This window comes from Acidobacteriota bacterium, from assembly GCA_003225175.1.
GTDB lineage: Bacteria > Acidobacteriota > Terriglobia > Terriglobales > Acidobacteriaceae > Gp1-AA112.
The window spans coordinates 11,314-32,097 of record QIBA01000042.1; the positions used below are offsets into that span (position 1 = coordinate 11,314).

The 20,784-nt window shown below is 56.7% G+C and carries 15 protein-coding genes; 8 read left to right on the forward strand and 7 right to left on the reverse strand.

What is annotated here, in order from left to right; translation table 11 throughout:
• Positions 1-125: 125 nt before the first annotated feature.
• The 3 genes from DMG62_10580 to DMG62_10590 are packed head-to-tail and all read right to left on the reverse strand — an operon-like array spanning position 126 to position 8,049.
• Complete coding sequence (locus tag DMG62_10580; protein PYY22928.1) at positions 126-4,199, reverse strand: hypothetical protein; 4,074 nt, start codon at positions 4,197-4,199, stop codon at positions 126-128.
• 8 nt (positions 4,200-4,207) lie between these two features.
• On the reverse strand, positions 4,208-4,960 hold the full coding sequence (locus DMG62_10585; protein PYY22929.1) for a hypothetical protein: 753 nt from the start codon (positions 4,958-4,960) through the stop codon (positions 4,208-4,210).
• Positions 4,960-8,049: a hypothetical protein gene (locus tag DMG62_10590; GenBank protein ID PYY22930.1), complete on the reverse strand. Its 3,090-nt coding sequence runs from the start codon at positions 8,047-8,049 to the stop codon at positions 4,960-4,962. Before DMG62_10590 ends, DMG62_10585 begins: the two co-directional genes overlap by 1 nt.
• A 241-nt stretch (positions 8,050-8,290) precedes the next feature.
• Here DMG62_10590 and DMG62_10595 point away from each other — a divergent pair, with 241 nt between their 5' ends.
• Positions 8,291-9,325: a thiamine biosynthesis protein ThiF gene (locus DMG62_10595; protein ID PYY22931.1), complete on the forward strand. Its 1,035-nt coding sequence runs from the start codon at positions 8,291-8,293 to the stop codon at positions 9,323-9,325.
• 213 nt (positions 9,326-9,538) lie between these two features.
• Here DMG62_10595 and DMG62_10600 read toward each other — a convergent pair whose 3' ends face one another.
• On the reverse strand, positions 9,539-9,808 hold the full coding sequence (locus DMG62_10600; GenBank protein PYY22932.1) for a hypothetical protein: 270 nt from the start codon (positions 9,806-9,808) through the stop codon (positions 9,539-9,541).
• A gap of 273 nt (positions 9,809-10,081) precedes the next feature.
• Between DMG62_10600 and DMG62_10605 the strand changes: the two genes are divergently transcribed.
• Both DMG62_10605 and DMG62_10610 read left to right on the forward strand, forming a co-directional pair.
• Positions 10,082-10,948 carry a 4-hydroxybenzoate octaprenyltransferase gene (locus DMG62_10605; protein ID PYY22933.1) on the forward strand — a complete coding sequence of 289 codons (867 nt, stop codon included), beginning with the start codon at positions 10,082-10,084 and terminating at the stop codon, positions 10,946-10,948.
• Positions 10,949-11,045: 97 nt separating this feature from the next.
• Complete coding sequence (locus tag DMG62_10610) at positions 11,046-13,109, forward strand: 5-oxoprolinase (protein PYY22999.1); 2,064 nt, start codon at positions 11,046-11,048, stop codon at positions 13,107-13,109.
• A gap of 329 nt (positions 13,110-13,438) precedes the next feature.
• Here DMG62_10610 and DMG62_10615 read toward each other — a convergent pair whose 3' ends face one another.
• Both DMG62_10615 and DMG62_10620 read right to left on the reverse strand, forming a co-directional pair.
• On the reverse strand, positions 13,439-13,684 hold the full coding sequence (locus tag DMG62_10615; GenBank protein PYY22934.1) for a CsbD family protein: 246 nt from the start codon (positions 13,682-13,684) through the stop codon (positions 13,439-13,441).
• A gap of 89 nt (positions 13,685-13,773) precedes the next feature.
• Positions 13,774-13,926 (reverse strand): lmo0937 family membrane protein, encoded by a 153-nt coding sequence (locus DMG62_10620; protein PYY23000.1) that lies wholly within the window; start codon positions 13,924-13,926, stop codon positions 13,774-13,776.
• Positions 13,927-14,232: 306 nt separating this feature from the next.
• Between DMG62_10620 and DMG62_10625 the strand changes: the two genes are divergently transcribed.
• The 5 genes from DMG62_10625 to DMG62_10645 all read left to right on the forward strand — a co-directional run bounded on the left by DMG62_10625 (position 14,233) and on the right by DMG62_10645 (position 20,319).
• Complete coding sequence (locus DMG62_10625; GenBank protein ID PYY23001.1) at positions 14,233-15,039, forward strand: prephenate dehydratase; 807 nt, start codon at positions 14,233-14,235, stop codon at positions 15,037-15,039.
• Between the two features lie 234 nt (positions 15,040-15,273).
• Positions 15,274-17,721, forward strand: coding sequence for an endopeptidase La (lon, locus tag DMG62_10630; GenBank protein PYY22935.1), 2,448 nt, complete (start codon positions 15,274-15,276; stop codon positions 17,719-17,721).
• A gap of 145 nt (positions 17,722-17,866) precedes the next feature.
• Positions 17,867-18,292, forward strand: coding sequence for an OsmC family peroxiredoxin (locus tag DMG62_10635; protein PYY22936.1), 426 nt, complete (start codon positions 17,867-17,869; stop codon positions 18,290-18,292).
• 159 nt (positions 18,293-18,451) lie between these two features.
• Positions 18,452-19,552: a glycosyltransferase gene (locus DMG62_10640; protein ID PYY22937.1), complete on the forward strand. Its 1,101-nt coding sequence runs from the start codon at positions 18,452-18,454 to the stop codon at positions 19,550-19,552.
• Positions 19,549-20,319: a nucleotidyltransferase gene (locus DMG62_10645; GenBank protein ID PYY22938.1), complete on the forward strand. Its 771-nt coding sequence runs from the start codon at positions 19,549-19,551 to the stop codon at positions 20,317-20,319. The genes DMG62_10640 and DMG62_10645 overlap by 4 nt, the downstream gene beginning before the upstream one ends.
• Before the next feature lie 51 nt (positions 20,320-20,370).
• Here DMG62_10645 and DMG62_10650 read toward each other — a convergent pair whose 3' ends face one another.
• On the reverse strand, positions 20,371-20,616 hold the full coding sequence (locus DMG62_10650) for a hypothetical protein (protein ID PYY22939.1): 246 nt from the start codon (positions 20,614-20,616) through the stop codon (positions 20,371-20,373).
• Between the last annotated feature and the right edge of the window lie 168 nt (positions 20,617-20,784).

Consider the following 20,784-nt stretch of genomic DNA (forward strand, 5'->3'; position numbering starts at 1 on the left):
TTCTGGTGGCAACTGCTTTCAGGTCGGAGTGTTCATGAAGCTTCAGCCACGACGATTTGAGTGTTTGGGCGTTGCTCGCGAAACACGGCCGAGGCGGCCGGCTCTCCTTTTCTCCTAACGCCTTTTTAGCGCTTTCGTTGCCGGATTCTGAGGTCAATTGCCAGTACGCCGGTGTAGTCGCGGACTGCAACCAGTGCGACGTTCTTATTGATGTTGTATTCGACCTGCAGTACCTCCTGCGCGTACTGGCTTAGGTTAGTGAGGTAGGTAACAGTTACGTTCTTAGAAATTTGCTGTTCCACCGTGAGACGGGCGTTGGGATTGCCTTCCGTTCCGGTACCGCCGAGGTTGGGATCAATTTTGATTCTGCTGATGCCGAACAGCTTCTGCACGCGACTGCTTACGGCCGCGTTCAGTGCTTCTCCCAAAATGGCATTCGACGCGGTCTGGGCGAAGGTTTCGCTGGCGGCCGCCTGAGATCCCTGCGCCGACAGCTCGCCCTCCTGGCGCGTGCGGCCGAAAGCAAGCAGGGCAATGATGTCGGCTGAGGGCAGCGGCGGTTCGGAGCGATAAGTCACGTTGAGCTTGTCCGGCGTTCCGTGGAACCCGAGGGTGATGTCGTAGTCTCGCACTCGCGCCGAAGCCTCCACGTTTGCCACTGGCTCGATGCGTACAGGGTTGGCAAACACCACGTCGCCTCGCTCCAGGTGATAGGTAGTGCTGTTGAAGGTGATATCGCCTTCCGCAATGCTTAGACGTCCCAGCACTGAGGGCCGGGCTGCGGTCCCTCGCAGCCGGAGGTCCACGTCTCCCGACACGCGGGCCATGGAGGTTTCGACGCGCAGCTCGGGAGTGGAGACGATGTGCACATCGAGGCGCACATTATCAATAAGGGAATTCGGACTCGGCGGATTTGTGGGCTGCTTGGCGCGTTGAACGTAGGTTGCGAGATCAAATTGCGGAGTAAGACCGAACTTCGTGACGGTAACGTCGCCTGAGAGCACCGAGTTTTGCGCATTTCCGACGAGTCTCAAATCGGCGGTTGCCTGGGAGCTCACTCCCTCGGGATAGCGAATGCGAATGTCGCGTCCGGTTGCGGTGAGATCAAAGAAAATCCCGTTGCTGTAGGTAACGTAACCGCCCAGAACGAGATCGCCACCGCCGGTCCGGGCAGTTAATTTCTGAACGCGCAGACGATTACGATCGAAGTTAAGCGAGCCGTTAATCTCGCTCAATCCGTTCGGAAGATCCACAAAGGCGACGGCGCCATTTGCGATTTGCACGTTGCCGGCGAAATTTGGATCGTTCAACCGGCCTGTGCCATTGACGGTGAAGGTCATCTGTCCCGAAGAGGAAACAGCGGGGTTCACGGTCTGCAGTATTCCCAGATTGACCTTGCCATTCGCGTGCAGATCGAGACGGCCCGCTCCGGCGAGCTCGACTTTTCCCGTTCCGGTAATGTCGGTATCGGTTCCGACGATGTGCATCTGCTCGACGCTTGCCACTTGATTGCTGATTGAGAAACGCAATGGTCCTTCGTTATGCAGTTGAATGTGCTGCACGTCTGCCTGGAATTGATTAACGTCTCCCTGCATTGCGATGTCGCCAGGATTCTTGAGCGGTCCGCGCAGCACGAAGTTTCCGGAGACCGATGAATGTCCGGTGACTTTGCCGGGAAGATATGCGCGCAGCAGCGGATCGAAGTCGAGCTTGGCGAGATGGAGATGGATCTCGGCGGGAAAGTCCTGGCGCAGATGGACGTCACCTGTGATGTTGGCAGCGGCCAGTTCCATGTTGGTGTGGCCTTCGAGGTGGAGATCGGCTCCGTGAGTTACCGCTGTGGCGTGAAGATCGCCGGCAGGCTCTCCGCCGAGGAGAAGACCGGTAATCGACAGGTTGGCATTGATGGCAGGACTGGAAATCGTTCCTGAGCCACTCGCCACGAACTCGGCGTGTCCGCCGATGCTGAGTTTTTTCGTTTGCAGCTTTGCAAGATGCGCCAGGTCAAAATTGCTGCCCGTGGCATTGAAGGCAAAGACTTTGGTGTCGAAATTGTAATTTCCGCCGCCAGTCACGCGCGCGCCGTCTTGCTGGAGAATCAGATTGCGGAGATCCACCTGCTTGCCTTGAAACTGGAGATCCGCAGATAAGGAACGATAAGGCTCGCCGTAGATGCTTCCGCCTGCCACCTGGATGTGTCCGAGACCGGCGAGATTATCGAGCGATCCCATAACGTGCGTCTCTCCGTTTGCCTTTCCCGTTACGGGATAGCTGAGGCCAACCAGACGTTGCAGCTCCAGCAAATCGGCGTCGTGCACACGGAGCCGGGCTTCGACGTGCGAGTCAGGATCCAGTTGACCTTCGCGCAAGCTCACGCTCCCCGCTCCTGAAAATTGCGCATCGCGGCGCTTCAGCAATAGATTGCGCGCCGATATCAGGCTGGGAGAGTAGGCAACGTCTGCAACGAGAGAGTCCCAGTGCAGCGTGGCCGGGGCCGCTATGGCAGCAGTCTGCTCCACAGCAGCGGGTAAAGTTGTGTCGAAGTCGTTGGCCTGCAGGCGCCCTGCGATGCTTGGCGAGATGAGTTTGCCGGTTAGTGTCCCATTGAAGGATGCTTGTCCGTGAACCATTGCGGGAATCTTTTGCCGCTCGCCACTGAGCGCGTGAGCTACGGTATCAACCTCCGATAGGTCTGAAGTGTTAAGCGAGATTCGCAGCTGTGATTCGGTCCCAATTGCTCCCGTGGCGCTGACGCGAGATGCGCGCGCTGCGAGATTCAGTCCGGTGACGTCGATGCGGTCGTTGCGACCGTGATAAGTCGCATGGACCGAGCCGGCGAGTGGAAGCTCGGATGCGGGTGCAGGCGAGACAGCTTGCGCATCGAGATCGATGACTGTGTCCGCTTCAGCCGGAGAGCCTGTCCAGCGCATCTGCAGCTTGCCGGTACCCGTGGAAGCGATGCGGAGCTGATTCAATGGACTCTTCGCCGGCAGCAACGCGCGCAGTCCCTGGGCTAAAGAGATTCCTGCCAGATTCAGATCCAGCGTTCCCTGCTGTTGTCTCTTTGCCGACTGCGTCAGCTTGCCGGAGCTGAAGCCACTCTTCGGAGCTGTCTTGGACCAGTGCAAGATACTTGCGCTGCCGTTAAATGTGCCTGTGAGTGCTCGTCCGCTCAACTTAGTCAGGGTTATGCGGTCCACGGCGACAGTGTACTCAGAGCTTGCGTCCACGTTGCTGAGTCGCAGTTCGGGAGCGGAGTACTCACCGTTTTTCAAAGCCAGCTTGCCGGAACCGAAGAAGTTTTCAGACGAAAGATATCGAGCCGTTCCGTTAAGTTCGACGACGCCGCTGCGCAGCTCGCGCACTCCAAGAATCCTGCTCAGTTCGGAAAGCTCGATTGTCCCTCGGTACTTCGTTTCAACCCGCGGACTACGGAAATCCGTGATGGTTCCAGAGGCCTCCAGCTGCGACCGGCCACTTGCCCAACGCAGCGAACTGATTTGCGCCTGATTGTTGCTGATGCTGAAGTTCGTTTCAGCCTGAGTGAGCACTTGCGGATAGCCAGGATGTCTCAGCAGAAGACTGCCGGCGCGAATGCTGCCTGTGTAGCTGGGATGGGGCTTCGCGCTGAATGTCATTCCGGCAGTCACGGTGTCGGCGCTGAGATCCAACGGGATGCGCTGCTGGTTCAGTACCAGCACGCCCTGGCTGACCTTCAGACGATCCATCCGCATAGAAAATAGTTGCTGAACCCCGTTCCCGTTTTCGTTTCCACTTCCCTTTTGGGGATTGGGCTGATTCGTAGTGCCGTCCGGATACACGATCAGATGAGCGACGGGGTGCTCCACGTAAAGCTCGCGCAAAGCGATCTGGCGCCCGAATACGCTAAGGATCTTGACCGACACTCGCGCATGATCTACATGGGCGTAAGGGATGTCGTCTGGTTTCTCCAAGCCGTGAATGGTGAGATCATCGAATTCGAACTGGAGTCGCGAGAAGTCCCAGACGAAGTTCTTCAGCTCGACTTTCCCTCCAGTCACCGCTTCGAGCTCGCTGACGAGACGGCGCCGCACCCGGTCACGGAAAGAATCGCTGTTGAGATAAAAACCGAGGCTCGCCACGAGAGCAATGAGCACGACGCCGATGCCGAGCTTAGCCCAGCGGGAACGGCGCGACGGTTTGGGAATTTCCTCAGTCATTGCAGGTTCTACTGCTGCTTGGCCGCCTCGGCCGGCCCAGTAATATGCAAAGGCAGCGTGTGGACGTCTGAAATGTCCGGAGTCTTCTTATCGAGTCCTGAGAGCGGCAACGATGGATCAAAGGTCTGAATTCGGCTCTGCGTCCGGAGGCTCTTCAGCCAGTCGGAGATTAATGCGTTGACGCGCTCCTCGCGCAGGATCGCCTCGATCTGATCCTGTACCTGATCGAGCGGGGGAGGAGACGCGAGAGACTTCTTTTTCATTTCGGGAACAAATTTCGTGTCGTAATACGTCTGCACTGCACGCGGCCCGACTCGCACTTCGGACCGAAACCGCAAATCGATGAAGCGCAGCATTTGAATCTCCTGGGTCACGCGGCTGGCGATGTCTTCATCGGTAAGACCATATTCGGCGAGCAGCCGACGCCACCCTGCATCCGACTCTCCGCCGGGAAGCTGCTTGCGCATCTCCATCACCCGCGCATCGAGTTCTTCCTTTGTAACCGGAACCACACCAAAAACCGCTACCTGATCGGCGACGAGATCTCGATCGACCAGACGCTCCAAGGCGGCGATCTCCTCTTGGATCGTGACTTCGCCTTGCTTTGCTTCTGTCATGCGGTTGAAGCGCGCCTCTTGCTCGACATCGCTGCGGGTGATGGGATGGCGATCGACCGTCGCCACGATGCGGTCCAGCGTCTCCGCGGCGTACGCGAGCGAGGCAGCCATCAGAATCAGTGAAATGAGGAAAGCGTTTCGCATCAGAACGTCTGACCTATGCTGAAGAAGAAGTTGAACCTTCCAGTGTGATCAAGATACGGCCCACGCACAGGATCGTCTTTGACAGGAAAGTACGTAGGCGTGAGGTTATAGCCGAAGTCCACGCGTACTGGCCCAATCGGCGTGCGATAGCGTACGCCCAACCCAACTGCCTGTGCCATGTACTTAAAGTCGCAAGGCTGAGTCGATTGCGGCTCGCAGTTTTCCTTGTGGGGCTGCGTCCACTGAGCCAGACCGGGAAAAATCTTTTCCGGCGAAGTGAAAACGTTGCCCGCATCATGGAAGATCACCGCGCTTAAATTGTCACCCACATACGGGAGCGCAATGCTTGGACTGCGCAGTTCAAGACTATTGAGAAACAGCCCGTCGCCCCCGAGGGGAAATCCGGTAGTCGGATCGCGCGGCCCACCCTGATTGATCGCAAAGCCACGATGCGAATTACTGCCTCCGATAAAGAACTTTTCAGGTAGAGGCACGATATCCGAAATCGGATTTCCTCCTGCTGTCCACGGCTCCTCCACCCCGATGCGGGTAGAGCGAGCGAAGGTCCAACGCCGGCCACCGACATTCCGGTTCTCCGCAAAGGTGTGGTAAGTCGAGTTCTCGAAGAACACGCGAGCGTAATTCGACTGCGATCCGAAGATCCTGGAGGCTACGCCAAAGTCCCCCGCGTAGTAACTCCCTTTATGGGAATCGATGGGATCGTCGCGATGATCGCGAACGTAGCTGATGCTGGGGATACCAACGCGCACCGGGCGAGAGAACAGCGGAATCAATAGTGGATTGATGTGCAGCGTAGCCTGATCCACCTTCACCAGGCGATAAGTAAATTTGTAAAGGAAGGTTTCTCCCTTTCGCCACTGCTGCAATGCCTGGACCGAACCTTCCAGCCGCTCAGAACTGAACGTGAGTACATTCTGAGTGCTGTCGTAGAGCGCACTGAAGCTCAAGGTTAGATCTCGGCGATCCAGCCAGTATGGCTGCACATAACTAAGCAGCGCGCGCTGCTGCAGGCGGCCAAGATTGGTACGGAAGACGATGCTGTCATTTCGCCCGCCCAGGTTGGCGCGCGTTACGCCGAAGGTAACGAGTGGGCTGAAGCCGGTGGCGCCGCCGGGATTGCACACCTGCGTCGAGGTCGGATTTGCAACCACGTTCTCGCAGTCACTTCGCACATTGCCGGTTTGAACCTGGAATCCGATACCGTAGTCGATGGTGTAGCGTTTTGCCTCCTCCACTTGCACCATCAGATTTTTCCTCTCCACATTCCCCGTTGGATTCGCGGGGGCAACGTCGACTTGATTGAAAATGCTCAGGTCATAGAGTTTTCGCTGCGTATTCAGGATGCGCGATTGACTCATCGCATCGCCTTCCTTGATCTCGAACTCGCGATCCACGACGAATGGCTTCGTGTACCTGAGACCTGAGATGAGGATCTTATCGACAAAGATCTGGCGTCCTTCGCTGATCTTAAACGCTACATCCTGACGATTCGGCGCATTCGGCGAAGGATTCGTGGTGGTCTCTACCTGTACGTCGGGAAAGCCGCGATCGAAGTAGTAGCTCACGATGGAGTCGCGATCGTTGCTGAGGAGATAGTTGGAATAGGGTTGTCCTGGAATGGTACTCATCTGATCGAGCAGCACGTCCTGCGAGAAGGTTGTGTTGCCGGTGATGGTTGTGTTCTTCACCAGCGTCTGTGAGCCTTCGTCGATGTCGATCTGCACCTGCAGGCGGCCGGGCTTTCCCCGATAATCGTCCCGTACATTCGAATTCACCTTCACCGCCTGAAACCCGTTTGCCTGATACAGAGAGGTAATGACGGAGAGGTCGCGCTCGAGCAGAGCTGAGCTAAACAGGCCGTGACGTTGCAGAGCATCGGCAGGCTGGATCGCCATTCGCTCGCGAATGCTCTCCCTGGGAAAGTATTTGTTTCCGTGAATGGTCAGATCCTCGAAGGTGTGGCGCTTGCGTCTATCAACATCAAAGATCACCAGCTCGCGCCCGTCTTTGGTCGATAGGCTCGACGTGACCCCCACATCAAAGTATCCCTGTCTCTGAAAGTAGTCGCGCAAATTTCGCCGTCCTTCGCTGAGCAGGTCCTCATCGAGCGCGCCTTCTTCATAGATGGGCACGTATTTTTTGATGAGCCCACGCCGCATGTGGGCACCCTCTACCCGAACGTCGACGATCGGACCACGATTGATTTGGAAGATATAGTCCAGCCGATTGGTATCGGTGTGATAGTTACGATCGACCAATGACACTTGCGCCTCGAGCCGCTCGCTCTTTTGATACTTTTTGTGAAGACGGGTAAAGGCGCGGCTCAGGTGGGTCGCGACCACTGGTTGGCCGGGGTGAAGCTTCGCGATGCTGCGAATTTTGCCGTCGGCATAACCAGCATCTCCCTTGACGATCACTTGTCCCACTCTTGCGTGCGCGCCGCGATCGACGATGAAACTGAGCTCGATGCGCTGGTGGGGCGGATCGATGGAAGAATCCATTCGGATGGTAGGCGCGAAGTAACCATCCTCAGCGAGGACCTTCTTCATGCGCTCAATGCCGGCGGCAATCAGGTCTTCGTCAAACTCCTGCCCAATTTGCAGTTTGCTGCTGTTCACCAGCTGGTTTGCGGTCGGCGGACGCGGCGCTCCGTACACCATCAAGCTGCCGATAAACAGCTTCTCTTCCACTACGAGATTCACATCGAGCGAACGGTCAGAGTAGGGTGCGACTTCGGCGGCGATAGTTCGGAATCGTCCGGTCGCAAAGAGCTGCTGCAAGCTTGCGCGGACCGCAGCGCGGTCAAGAAGCTGTCCTGCCTGGAGGGAAATTGATTTGAGCAGGTCCGCCTGATCGATTCGCTGGGAGCCCTGCAGATGGATGCTGCGAATGCGATATCCGGAATAGCGCGCAAAGGCGCTTCCAGCCTGATTAGGCATGGATGGGGCTGCCGTTTCATTCTGAGCCTGAGCCTTGAGTGCCGGAGGTCCGGGAACTTGGGCCTGTCCTGCAAGGCAGGGCATTGCCGAGAGAAGAAGTAGCAACGCGAGTGTGCTCCTCGGGATCATAAAACTCAACGCGCGATCCCGGGAGCCTGGAAAATCGGAAAGGAATGCCAACCCCGCCGATTGTCGCTGCACGGCTCTCCCGTGACCTGCCCGTCGCAGAAAAATTAGATCCTCTCCCTAGTGGCCCGTAGGCGCGTCCGCGCGCAAGGGGGCTGCCGGTTGCAGATGTCTGGATGCACACGCCTATAATAATGGTGATTCGCTGAAGTTTAGCCCCTATGAGGGCCGGCGAAGCAGGGAAATGACCCCCAAGAACGAGCCCTTCACCTTTGAAGACCGCTACTCCCGGCAGGCGCTGTTTGCGCCCATTGGTCCTGAGGGACAGAAACTCATCCGACAAGCCAAGGTCGCGGTCGTCGGATGCGGCGCGATCGGCGCTTCCGTGTGCACTTTGCTGGCTCGGGCCGGGGTCAATATACTGCGCATCATTGATCGGGACTACGTCGAACCCAGCAATCTGCAGCGCCAGCTGCTGTTCGACGAAGAAGACGCGCGCCAGAGCTTCCCTAAGGCTGAAGCCGCGGCCCGCAAGATAGCCGCAATCAATTCTGAGATCGCCGTCGATCCTTATGTAAAGGACCTGACGCCGCAGACCGTATATCTGCTCGAAGAAGTCAACCTCATTCTGGATTGCACCGACAACTTTGAGACGCGGTACCTGATTAACGATTTCGCGGTGAAAAGCGGAATACCTTGGATCTACGCGGCTGCGGTCGGCTCCTATGCGGCGACCATGAATGTGCTTCCAGGACAGACCGCGTGTCTCGCATGCATCTTTCCTGAGCCGCCACGCGGCACCTTCGCAACCTGTGAGACAGCAGGCATATTGAACAGCACGGCCAATTTCGTGGCGTCGCTCCAGGTGACTGAGGCGCTTAAGTTGCTCGCCGGGGCGCGTGATGCAATGCGACGTTCATTGCTTTCATTTGATCTCTGGAGTAATGAGCGCTCTGCCATATCTACTGACAAGCCCTTGTTCGACTGCAGTGTCTGCGTAGGGCGCCGGTTCGACTACCTCGAAGGCAAATCCCGCCCCCAAATCACTCTGTGCGGACGCAACTCAGTCCAGATCCATGAGCGCGAGCGCCCTGTGGACTTCAGCGAAATGAGCTCACGCCTCTCGGCGCACGGACAAGTTCGCTACAACGAGATGGTGCTGAAGTTCTGGCGAGAAGCCTACGAAATGACGCTGTTCCGCGATGGACGAGCGATCATCAAGGGCACGACGGATCCGATGGTTGCGAGAAGTCTGTATGCCAAGTTCGTAGGGAGCTAGCGAATCGGGCCATCGTAAGACTAGTGCTGATCGCACGCTTAGCCCATAGTGCCATTCCGAAGCGCCTGATGCTGGCTCAAGGAGTCTGCTTTTCTTGGGATCGCAGCGGACCGCAGATCCCTCACTTCGTTTCGGGGAGGACAGTAACGAGAGTGATTTACTCGAGGTTCAGGCCGGTTGCTGGGCTTCGCTCCCACTCGATCGGCCGGTTCCTCAGGCTCTGACGGCCTTCGAGCTTGCTAAGAATTGAATGTGCTGAGCCCGTGGACCGGGCTTGTGTCTCAGGGCGGTCACGCAATCGTCGAGCAGGTTCAAGTACATGTTGGCCATTTCAAGCGCGGCTTCTTCGGTGTGCTCATGTCCCCAATAAAGAATGTCCGGCGAGGTTTCGCGGCGCAGGCTATAGCGAAATCGTTCGCGATGCGTGGTTGAGTCAAACATCCGACTGATCTCGGCTACGTGCTTTAAGCCTTTGATTACCATGGTCACTCCGGGGGAAACAGCATCCCGCTACTCAGCATGGGATGCAATCAAAAGCCGTGAAGGTGTACCGGGGTGGTAAACAAGAATCGGGTGATCGGGTGATCGGGTCATCGGGCGAAGTAAGAGCGTGGGCTGTGGGCTGTCGGCTGTCGGCTTTCGGCTTTCGGCCACAAGTTTTTTGGCGTAAGTCCCAAACAGAATACCGGCAGAACGCCGAATGCCGATCGCTGATCGCCCGATTCTTCATACTGGCAGCAATTACAATGAACCCCAATGTCGAAGCTCCACAACTTCCGCGTCTCCCTCGAGATGATCAAGTGGGAGCATTCGATCTTTGCGCTTCCCTTCGCGCTTTGTGGGGCCATGCTTGCCGCTGGTGGATGGCCCAGCGCCTGGCAGTTGCTATGGATCGTGATCGCAATGGTCAGCGCGCGTTCAGCAGCCATGGCGTTCAACCGCTACGTTGACGCAGAGATCGACGCGGCAAATCCTCGCACGAAGTCACGAGCCGTTCCCGCCGGAATTCTGAGTAAGCAATTTGTGGGTACGTTTGTCGTAGCAGCCAGTGCGATTTTCATCCTCGCGGCGGCGATGCTCAATCGGCTTACTTTTCTCCTCTCGCCTGTCGCCCTCGGCATTATTTTTCTTTACTCGTACACCAAGCGCTTCACGCGCTGGTCGCACCTTGTGCTCGGATTCGCGCTAGGCGTTGCTCCGGCCGCTGCCTGGATTGCAGTTCGCGGTTCGCTCGATCCGCGAATTCTGCTGCTTACTGGAGTTGTCACCTTTTGGGTGGCCGGCTTTGATGTTCTATATGCCTGCCAGGATTATGAATTCGACAGCAGCTATGGGCTGCACTCACTGCCTCGGCGATATGGGATTTCGGGAGGATTACTGATTGCACGCGCCATGCATGTGCTGATGCTCATTTTGCTGATCTCGGTGGTGGCGGCCTTCGGACTAGGCAAGATTGCAGTTGCTGGGGTGACTGCTGTGACTCTGCTGCTGGCCTATGAACACTCGCTTCTGTCAGCCCGCGATCTATCCAAGTTGAACGCCGCCTTCTTCACAATGAACGGTGTGATTTCCGTGGTGCTGTTCCTGTTCCTCGCGGCTGATTTGCTCGTGCGCCACTCCTGAGATTCGTGGCACAGCCGCCCTCGGCTGTGATCTATGCAAAGTGCACAGGCGAGGGCGCCTATGCCACAAGTTCTTTGAGAGTTCCGGAGAGCGGAAACTGCCGCCCAGTCGAAAAGAAAGACTTCCCTTACGCATCGCCGTGGATACTGGCGGCACTTTCACTGACTGCGTCTGGATCGAGAACGGCCGGCTGCAAATCCTGAAAGTCTTCTCCACCCCTCACGATCCTTCGGAGGCCATCGCCAAAGCCGTGGCCCGGATTGGGGCGGAATCAAATCGGGAAATCGTTCTCCTGCACGGCACGACGGTCGGCACCAACGCTTTGCTGCAGCGAAAGGGTGCTCGGACCGCGCTCGTCACCACTGCGGGATTCGAAGATGCCATTGAAATTGGTCGGCAGGCGCGTCCGAAACTCTACGACCTGAACGTGCAGCGCATTGAACCGCTCGTGGCGCGCGAGCTGCGCTTTGGGATTGCAGAGCGTACTCGCCCAGACGGCAGCATCGAGCGCGCAGCTTCGAAGAACGAACTTGGGGAACTTCGCTCACAAATCGCAAACAGCGGAGCCGAATCCATTGCCGTGTGCCTGTTGTTCTCATTTGCCAATCCCGCGAACGAGCAGGCGGTCGAGGGTGAACTCAGAGCTCTGAAGCTTCCGTTTTCGCTCTCCCATCGCATCCTGCCGGAATTTCGTGAGTATGAGCGCATGAGCACTGTAGCGGTCAACGCATACCTTCAACCGCTGATGCAGCGTTATCTCGAAAGCCTGCGGGCGCGGCTTTCAAACAACACAGCAGCAAAGCTCTTCGTGATGCAGTCGAGCGGTGGCATCACCGCGCTTCAGGCTGCAGCATCCCAGCCGGTTCGCACGGTTCTCTCCGGCCCGGCTGGAGGCGCAGTCGGTGCGCTCGAAATGGGTCGCCGCGCTGGATTCGAGCAGATCATCTCGTTCGACATGGGCGGGACATCGACCGATGTCGCGTTGCTGGAAGGGCGGCTGCACGTGACCGCCGAAGCAGAGATCGCAGGCCTGCCGGTTCGAATTCCAATGTTGAACATCCACACCGTTGGCGCCGGAGGCGGATCGCTGGCGCGCATCGATGCCGGTGGAGCCTTGCGCGTCGGCCCAGAATCGGCCGGTGCCGATCCGGGCCCGATCTGCTATGGCAAAGGTACGCAGCCTACTGTGACCGACGCGAACCTGCTGCTCGGCCGGCTGCGTCCCGAGAATTTTCTCGGAGGCGAGTTCCGTCTCGACATCGACCGCACTCGCGCGGTCTTCTTCGAATGGATCAAAGGGAATCGCCTGAAATGGCCGGCCGAAGAGTTGGCGGCCGGGATCATTAGAGTGGTCAACGCCACAATGGAAAAAGCCATTCGTGTGGTCTCAATCGAGCAAGGTTATGATCCCCGCGAATTCGCGCTTCTTTCCTTTGGTGGAGCTGGCGCTCTCCATGCCTGCGATCTGGCGGGCTCGCTTTCGATATCACGTGTCATTGTGCCACCTGCGCCGGGTGCGCTTTCTGCGTATGGGATTCTCACCAGCGACGTTGTGAAGGATTATTCGCGTACGTCGCCGACGTTGCTCTCGAGCCAGGCCTTCGCCCAAACCGGTAAAAGAGTCGAAACAGCTCTTGCCAGCCTGAAAGAGGCGGCGGCTCGCGAATACGCGAGCGAAGGATGGAAGGGAAAAGTCAAAATGGAATGCTCAGCGGACCTGCGATATCAGGGACAGGGTTACGAGCTGAACATTCCCTGGCGAAACAGCTCTGTGCTGCTCGAAGACTTTCATGCAGCACATCAGCGACGCTTCGGCTACAACCATTCTGGCAAGAAGATCGAATTGGTGACCCTGCGTGTGCGCACTTCTCTACCACAGCCGAGCGCAGCCAGTTACGGCTCTAGCAGTGAGCGCGCTGACAAGATTACAAGTAGTCGGTCCTCCGTCTATTTCGATTCAAACTCACTTAAAACGCAGGTGCTTCAACGTGACTCTCTCCCTGCCGGCTTCTCTGCGTCTGGACCGCTGGTTGTGACCGAGTACACGGCGACCACAGTAGTTCCTCCTGGATGGAGATTAGCCGTGCATCGTTCAGGTGCGCTGTTGATCGTCAGAGATACTCGTAAGCCCATGTGGCGAAGGAAAGCATCTGAAGATTAATTCGGATGGCAATGATTGATCCTGAGCCCTCTTTTGGGCGAACGATCTACCGGTGATGCCTCGAACTTACTGCTGTCACGCGGCACTTCGGCCAAAAAAATGGACTCCTGGTGAAAGAGCCAAACCGGCAGCGGTTAGGCCCGGAACATCGCGGGAGATCGTTTGCCCAAAAGAGGGGCTCGGGATGACAGCTTACAAACGCGCTTGTTCGTTACAGTTTCATTACAGCCTCGTTCCTTTCACTCAGCGCAGGCAGGAAAGCACGTATTGTCGGGACAAGAGAAAAGGCGCTCATTTGTGAGCGCCTTTTTCACGTGTGTGGTCCTTAATCAAGCAATATCGCGTTCGCGGTCGTTCTCGATGTCGCGGTTTTCCTTATCAACTTCGCGCTCGACGTCGTGCTTGCCTCCGCGAGCTGCATCCTTCACCTTGCCCCAGGCGTTTTGCACTTTGCCCTTTACTTCTTCGGCCCCGCCTTCGATTTGGCTCTTATCGTCGCCTGTCCACTCGCCAACCTGGCGCTTGGCTCGGCCGGCAATTTCATCCATTTTGCCTTTCATACGGTCCTTATCCATAGTCTCCTCCGCTTCCGTTCAGGTGAACTGAACTGATGTATCAATTGTTTGTCTCAGGGTCTTGCCGGTTGCTCGATTCTGCTGATCGGCTATAGAGCTGTGCGTCTTCCGGTGAGTAGCTGAAACACGAGAGCTACGAGAGCCAGAACGAGCAGCAGATGAATAAATCCGCCGAGCGTGTAGCTGCTCACAACTCCAACCAACCAGAGCACGAGCAGAATGACAAAAAGTGTCCAAAGCATCTGCCCTACCTCCCAAAATGCAATTTGCGAAATTCGCTCATGATATGAGTGGCCGGTGGGAAGTAGAGGTTGTAGAAGATCGAGTGCTGCGGGACTGAGCTGCTGACTGCGTTTAGAATGCGAAGCAACCAAAGGAATCGGTCCATCGGATGATCGGGTGATCGGGTGATCGGGTGAAGTGAAAAGCAGCAGCGCTCGCACCGTTTGTGAGTTTAGCGATTTTTGTAATTGTGATTGAAAATCGGAGCCGCTTCTTACTTCGCCCGATCACCCGATGACCCGATCACCCGATTTCTTCTGATTCTCATGATTATTGCGATCCAAGGCGAAGCTGGTTCATTCAGTCACGAAGCCGCTCTGGCGATGGTGCCGGATTGCATCGTGTTGCCGTGTGCACGCTCGGCGGAAGTTTTTGATCGTGTGCTCAAGCGAAGAGCCGAAGCGGCGGTGATTCCGATCGAGAACACGCTGGCTGGTCCAGTCACCGAACATTTCGATCTCTTGCTTGACCATCCTTTGTTCGTTAAGCGCGAGTACCCGCTCCGCATTCGGCACAACCTGATCGCGACGCCCGGGGTGAAGCTGGCGCAAATTCGCCGTGTGCTCTCGCACCCGGTTGCGCTGGATCAGTGCCGCAAGTTCTTTCGCGATCATCCACGAATTCAGCAAGTTCCTTTTTATGACACTGCCGGGAGCGTGAAACACGTCATTGAAAACGGGGAAAAAAATGCCGCCGGCATTGCCAGCCGTCAGGCTGCAGTAGAGTATGGCGCGAAGATTCTCAAAACTGGAATTGAGGACGATGCCAAGAACTTCACTCGTTTCCTGCTCATCTCTCCTGGCGAGCGCTGGGCCAAAGATGCAGACAAAATTTCGCTAGCCTTCTCTGTCCCTGATCAGCCCGGCGCGTTATTCAAGACCCTCGCGGTCTTCGCCTTGCGCGACATCTCGCTGAGCAAGATCGAGTCGCGACCGGTAAAGGGACATCCATGGCAGTACGTCTTCTATGCCGATCTGAAGTCGGGACAAACGGCGGCTACGGAGCATGCATTGCACCATCTGCGAGAGATCTGCCCGATGGTGAAGGTGCTGGGAATTTACAAAGCTGGGTGAACAATTCGGCCGCAGGGCAGACACGCAGCATGCTGCGCCTCTACTAGGCCGAGCACGCGCAGGCGCCCGGGCGCTCCGTTCCGCCGGCACTTCTCGTTGCTGTGGAGTAGGTCCGTCAGGAGTACAATTCCCTGCGCTTTGGTTAACCCGATTTTCGGCGGGCCGGAATCGTTTAGCTAAGTTGAGTCATCTATTATCAAGGTCTTAACAGACCATTGTTTATAAGGCACTTATATGGCAGATACCAGCAAGAACGCAAAGAATGAAGCCGTTTCTGAATCGGCCAAGGACACGCCAGTTCCGGAGATTGACCGCTCGCTGCCGGTGCTGCCGGTGCGCGACACCGTCCTTTTCCCGCACGCGGTATTGCCTCTGACGGTAGGCCGGGAAAGCTCGGTCCAGCTGATCAACCAATTGGGCGAGGAAAAATCCATTGTGGTGGTGGCGCAGCGGGAAGCCCGCGTTGACACGCCGCAACCTACAGACCTATACAGCATCGGCACGCTGGCGACGGTTCACAAAGTCGTGAAGATGCCGAACCAGAGCCTGTTTGTGTTTACCGAAGGTGTGGAACGTGTGCATGTGCGCGACTACGAGCAGCTCACGCCATTCATGCGGGCTACGATCGAAACAATTTCAGAGAGCAAGGTCGACACCGGCCCGGAAATCGAAGCGCTGCAGCGCAACGTTTTGACTTTGTTCCAGCAGATCGTTACCGGCTCTCCGACCCTTTCCGACGAGCTGCAAACGGTCGCAATCAATATCGAAGAGCCCGGCAGGCTGGTGGACTTCATCGCCTCTTCCCTGCCCTCGCTCTCCACGACGGACAAGCAGGAGATCCTGGAGATCACCGACGTTAAGCTGCGGCTGCAAAAGATCAACAAACATCTTGCGAAGGAACTCGAAGTTCAGCAATTGCGCAACAAGATCCAGACGGAAGTCCAGGATCAGGTGCAGCAGTCGCAACGCGAGTACTACCTGCGTGAGCAGATGAAGGCCATCCAGAAAGAACTGGGCGAGCAGGATGAGACTCAGCGTGATACCGAAGAGCTGAAGAAAAAGATAGAAGCGGCAGGCATGCCCGAAGAGGTGAAGAAAGAAGCTCTCAAGGAGCTGACGCGACTCGGCCGGATGTCCCCGATGGCGGCTGACTATTCGCTCACCCGCAGTTACATCGAGTGGTTGGCGGTGTTGCCGTGGAGCAAGTCTTCCGGCACAGATGTCGATATCACCAAAGCCAAGGAGATCCTGGACGAAGATCACTATGATCTGCAGAAAGTGAAAGACCGCATTCTTGATTACTTGTCTGTTCGCAGACTAAAGCCGGGAATGAAGGGCCCGATCCTCTGCTTCGTTGGACCTCCAGGTGTGGGCAAAACATCGCTCGGCCGAAGTATTGCGCGCTCCCTGGGACGCAAATTTTCTCGCATCTCGCTGGGCGGCATGCACGACGAGGCTGAGCTTCGCGGACATCGGCGTACCTACATCGGCGCATTGCCGGGACAGATCATTCAGAATTTGCGACGAGCGGAAACGAACGATCCTGTCTTCATGATGGATGAAGTCGACAAGCTTGGACGCGACTTCCGCGGGGATCCGGCTTCGGCTTTGCTCGAAGTACTCGATCCGGAGCAGAACTTCACTTTTCGTGACAACTATCTGGACGTGCCGTTCGACCTGTCGAAGGTGCTGTTCATCTGCACGGCGAACGTGCTCGATCCCATTCCGGAACCGCTGCGTGATCGCATGGAGATCATTGAGCTGCAGGGATATATCGAGGACGAGAAGGTCCACATCGCTTTTCGCTACTTGATTCCGCGGCAGATTGAAGAAAACGGAATCACGGCTGAGCAGATCGAGTTCCCGGAAGAGGTGGTGCGCCACCTCATCCGGCACTACACGCGGGAGGCCGGCGTTCGCAACCTCGAACGCAATATCGGAACCATGTGCCGCAAGCAGGCGCGTCGTATTGCGGAAGGCAAGACCGATAAGCTGGTCCTCAGCAAAGAGGTCGTTCAGGAATTTCTTGGCGGCATCAAGGTGCGAGTGGATACCGAAATCGCCGAGCGTACAAAGCGCCCTGGCGTGGCGGTAGGACTTGCCTGGACTCCGGCAGGCGGCGACGTGCTCTTCATCGAGGCCAACAAGATGAAGGGCAAAGGTGGCTTCACCATGACCGGACAGCTGGGTCAGGTGATGCAGGAGTCAATGCAGGCTGCCCTGACGTGGGTACGCTCCAATGCGACGCAACTGGGATTGGATGAAGAGTTCTTGAAAGAGCTGGACATCCATATTCACGTTCCGGCGGGTGCGGTTCCCAAAGACGGGCCTTCTGCCGGCGTGACGATGGCGACAGCATTGGTTTCACTGCTGACCAGCAAACAACTTCATCCGTTAACAGCGATGACTGGTGAGATCACGCTCAGCGGCAATGTGCTGCCGGTAGGCGGAATCAAGGAGAAGGTGCTTGCCGCAAAACGCGCTGGTGTTCGCGATGTAATTCTTCCGGCGGAAAACCGGCAGAACGTAGAAGAGGATCTGAGCCCTGAGCAGCTGGAAGGTGTGAGGGTCCACTACGTCAACAGCATCGATGAGGCGCTTAACATCGCGCTGCCGCACGACGAGGCAGAAGTACGCCACGACGCCGAAGAGCGCGAGCACGTGCTTCAGAGCGTTAGCTAGGTCATAGCGATTCAAACCCCAAAAGAGACGCAGCACCCTGCGTCCCTTTTTTTGTTTGACATAGTGGGAGTCTGTGACTGAGAGGCGCGAAACCGTCATTTGTTATGCTGGAAGGTTTTCTACGTCATTCTGAAGGAGCAAGAACATGCTAAGGACGGCCAGCGCGCAGTGGAAGGGGGGACTTAAGGACGGCAAAGGCACAATCTCGAGCGCCAGCGGAACACTGTCGAACACGCAGTACTCATTTGGCACGCGCTTCGAAAGCGGCAAGGGCACTAATCCCGAGGAACTGATCGCCGCCGCTCATGCTGGATGTTTCTCGATGGCCCTAAGCGCAGAGCTTGGCAAAGCCAGCATTACTCCGGAAAGCATCGAGACCAAGTGCACGGTCACATTCGAAAAGACTGATGCGGGATTCACGATCACCGAAAGCCATCTGGACGTTAAAGCTCGCATTCCTGGCGGCAACAAAGCTGCCTTCGACAAAGCCACAAGCGATGCGAAGGCTGGATGCCCCATCTCCCGCGTTTTGAATACGAAGATCACGCTATCGGCAAGTCTGGAGAACTAGCTGCTGGCGCGTCTTTTCTTTCCTGAACATCCAGCGTCAGCCACCGGCCCGGGCGAGATTGCATCTTAGAGTCAAGCAGCTCTGCCGTGGCGACGCTGTCCAGCCCGGGACCTGCCTCTCTCGTCGAGAGACAACACCGATCTGCTGCTGGAGGAGCGGGTGAAGATCACGATCTTCGGGCTCACCATTTCCTCGTCCTGGGGTAATGGACACGCCACGCCGTATCGCGCCATTCTCAAAGCTCTTCACCGACAGGGACACGACGTCACTTTTTTCGAAAAAGATGTCCCCTATTACGCCAAGCATCGCGACTTCAGCGAATGCGATTACTGCGACCTGATCCTGTACTCGGATTGGGAGAAGATTCGCGGCGGGGCGCTCGCGTACTCCTCGAATTCGGATGCGGTCATCTGCGCCAGCTTCTGCCCAGATGGCGCTCGCATAGTCGATGAAGTTTTGGACCTCGCGCGACCAGTGAAGGCCTTTTATGACCTCGACACTCCAGTCACACTCTCGTCGCTGGAGAGAGGAGATACCGTGTACTTGCGTGCGCGACAGATTCGAGAATTCGATCTCTATCTCTCGTTCACGGGCGGAGGTACGCTTGATGAGCTTACCTCCCGCTGGGGAGCGAGATTGGCGCTGCCGCTGTACGGATGCGTCGATGCCGAGTCGCACACCCGCGTAGACGTACCTGCGGAATTTTGCTGTGACCTTAGCTATATGGGCACTTACGCAGCCGACCGGCAACAGAAACTTGAAACAATCTTCCTGGAGCCGGCCCGATTGCTGCCATCGAAGCAGTTCGTGCTGGCTGGCGCGATGTATCCCTGGGATTGGCAATGGCCCGCTAACGTGCGCCGCTTTGAGCACGTCTCGCCCGGGGACCACTCGGCGCTCTACTCATCCTCACGGCTTACCCTGAACATCACGCGCAATGAGATGGCACGCTGGGGCTATTGTCCCTCTGGCCGTTTCTTCGAGGCGGCCGCCTGTGGGACGCCGATTGTCACTGACTGGTTCGAGGGTCTCGATCATTTCTTCGATTGTGAGCGCGAGCTGCTGATAGCCCGCACTGCCAATGACGCAGTCTCGGCGATCAATCTTCCCGATTCGGAACTTGCCGCCATTGCGGCCCGGGCTCGAGAACGCACGCTGGGTGAACACACCGGTGACCAGAGAGCCCGGGAAGTAATTTCGGCATTGCAGCGAGCGCGAAGTTATACACCTCTTCAGCGCGCCAGGACTGAAGTCGCATGATAGGAATTATTCCCGCAGCGGGAATGGGACAGCGCATTCAGCCTCTCGGCTGCTCGAAAGAACTGCTTCCCGTGGGCTCGCGGCTGGTGGATGGCGTGGAACGTCCGAAGGCGGTCGCGGAGTATCTGGTCGAGCGCATGATCGCTGCCGGCGCCGATCAGATATGCATGGTGATATCGGCGGAAAAGACTGATCTGATTCGCTACTTCGCCGAACGCCAATATGCAGCCGAGATTTTTTATGTTCTTCAGCAGCAGCCGCAAGGGCTGTGCGACGCTCTGTTTCGCGCTCACCCGTTCGCGATCCATCATCAGCGAATTCTCATCGGCTTGCCTGACACCATCTGGTTTCCCGAAAACGGATATCGGCCGGCGCTCTCGCTGCTCGAGGCGTCTGCCGATCTTGGCCTGCTGCTGTTTCCTGTAGCGAACCCGTCCGTCTTTGACGCGGTAATTTCCGATGAGCACGGCTATGTGCAGGAAATTGAGGTCAAGCGCTTGAGCGCGCGTTCGCATTGGGTATGGGGCGCCGTCACAAGCAGCGGAGAAGCATTTCACAATCTCAAGCTGCTTTGGGATTCGCGACATCGCCAGGATCAATATCTTGGCCACTTGCTGAACGCTTACATCGCGGCAGGTAATACCGTCCGTTCTATATGCGCAGGCGAGATTTACATGGATGTCGGAACCCTCGAGGGCTACCACCAGGCGCTGAATTTTCTCCGAGATCCTGGCTTCGTGCGTCCCGAAAACACGCGGGCAGCGTGATAGCTGCGCACATCAAGCGCGGCTGATATTCCTTCGTTGAGAGAAGCTGGATTATGTGCTGCGCGAACGTAGAATCTCTCGCACCTCGCGATTGATGCGAGCAGCGTCGCGCGTCGCATTATCAATCAAGCCAGCCCAGCGCTTGGAAGTCTCGTCCAGTTTGGATTGGCTCAACAGGTAAGACGCCTGCATGATGGTTTCCAGTGAGTTGCTCAGATCGTGAGCAAGCCGCCGCAGTTCCGTACTGATATCGGAGGGAATTTTCGAAGTGGGTTCCATCTGCGTTTGAGCAAACATCTTAACCTTCCCGATTTAGGGGTGAAGTTCCCTTTGCTGTTAGAAGCAGAACCATTGAATAGAGTTGTTTGCGTAACACTCGGCCTGGTTACCTATGCGAAGATCTCACGCCTGAACAGCCCTCGCTCCAAATTCTCTGCTTTCAATGATTTTGATTCCTTACGCGGC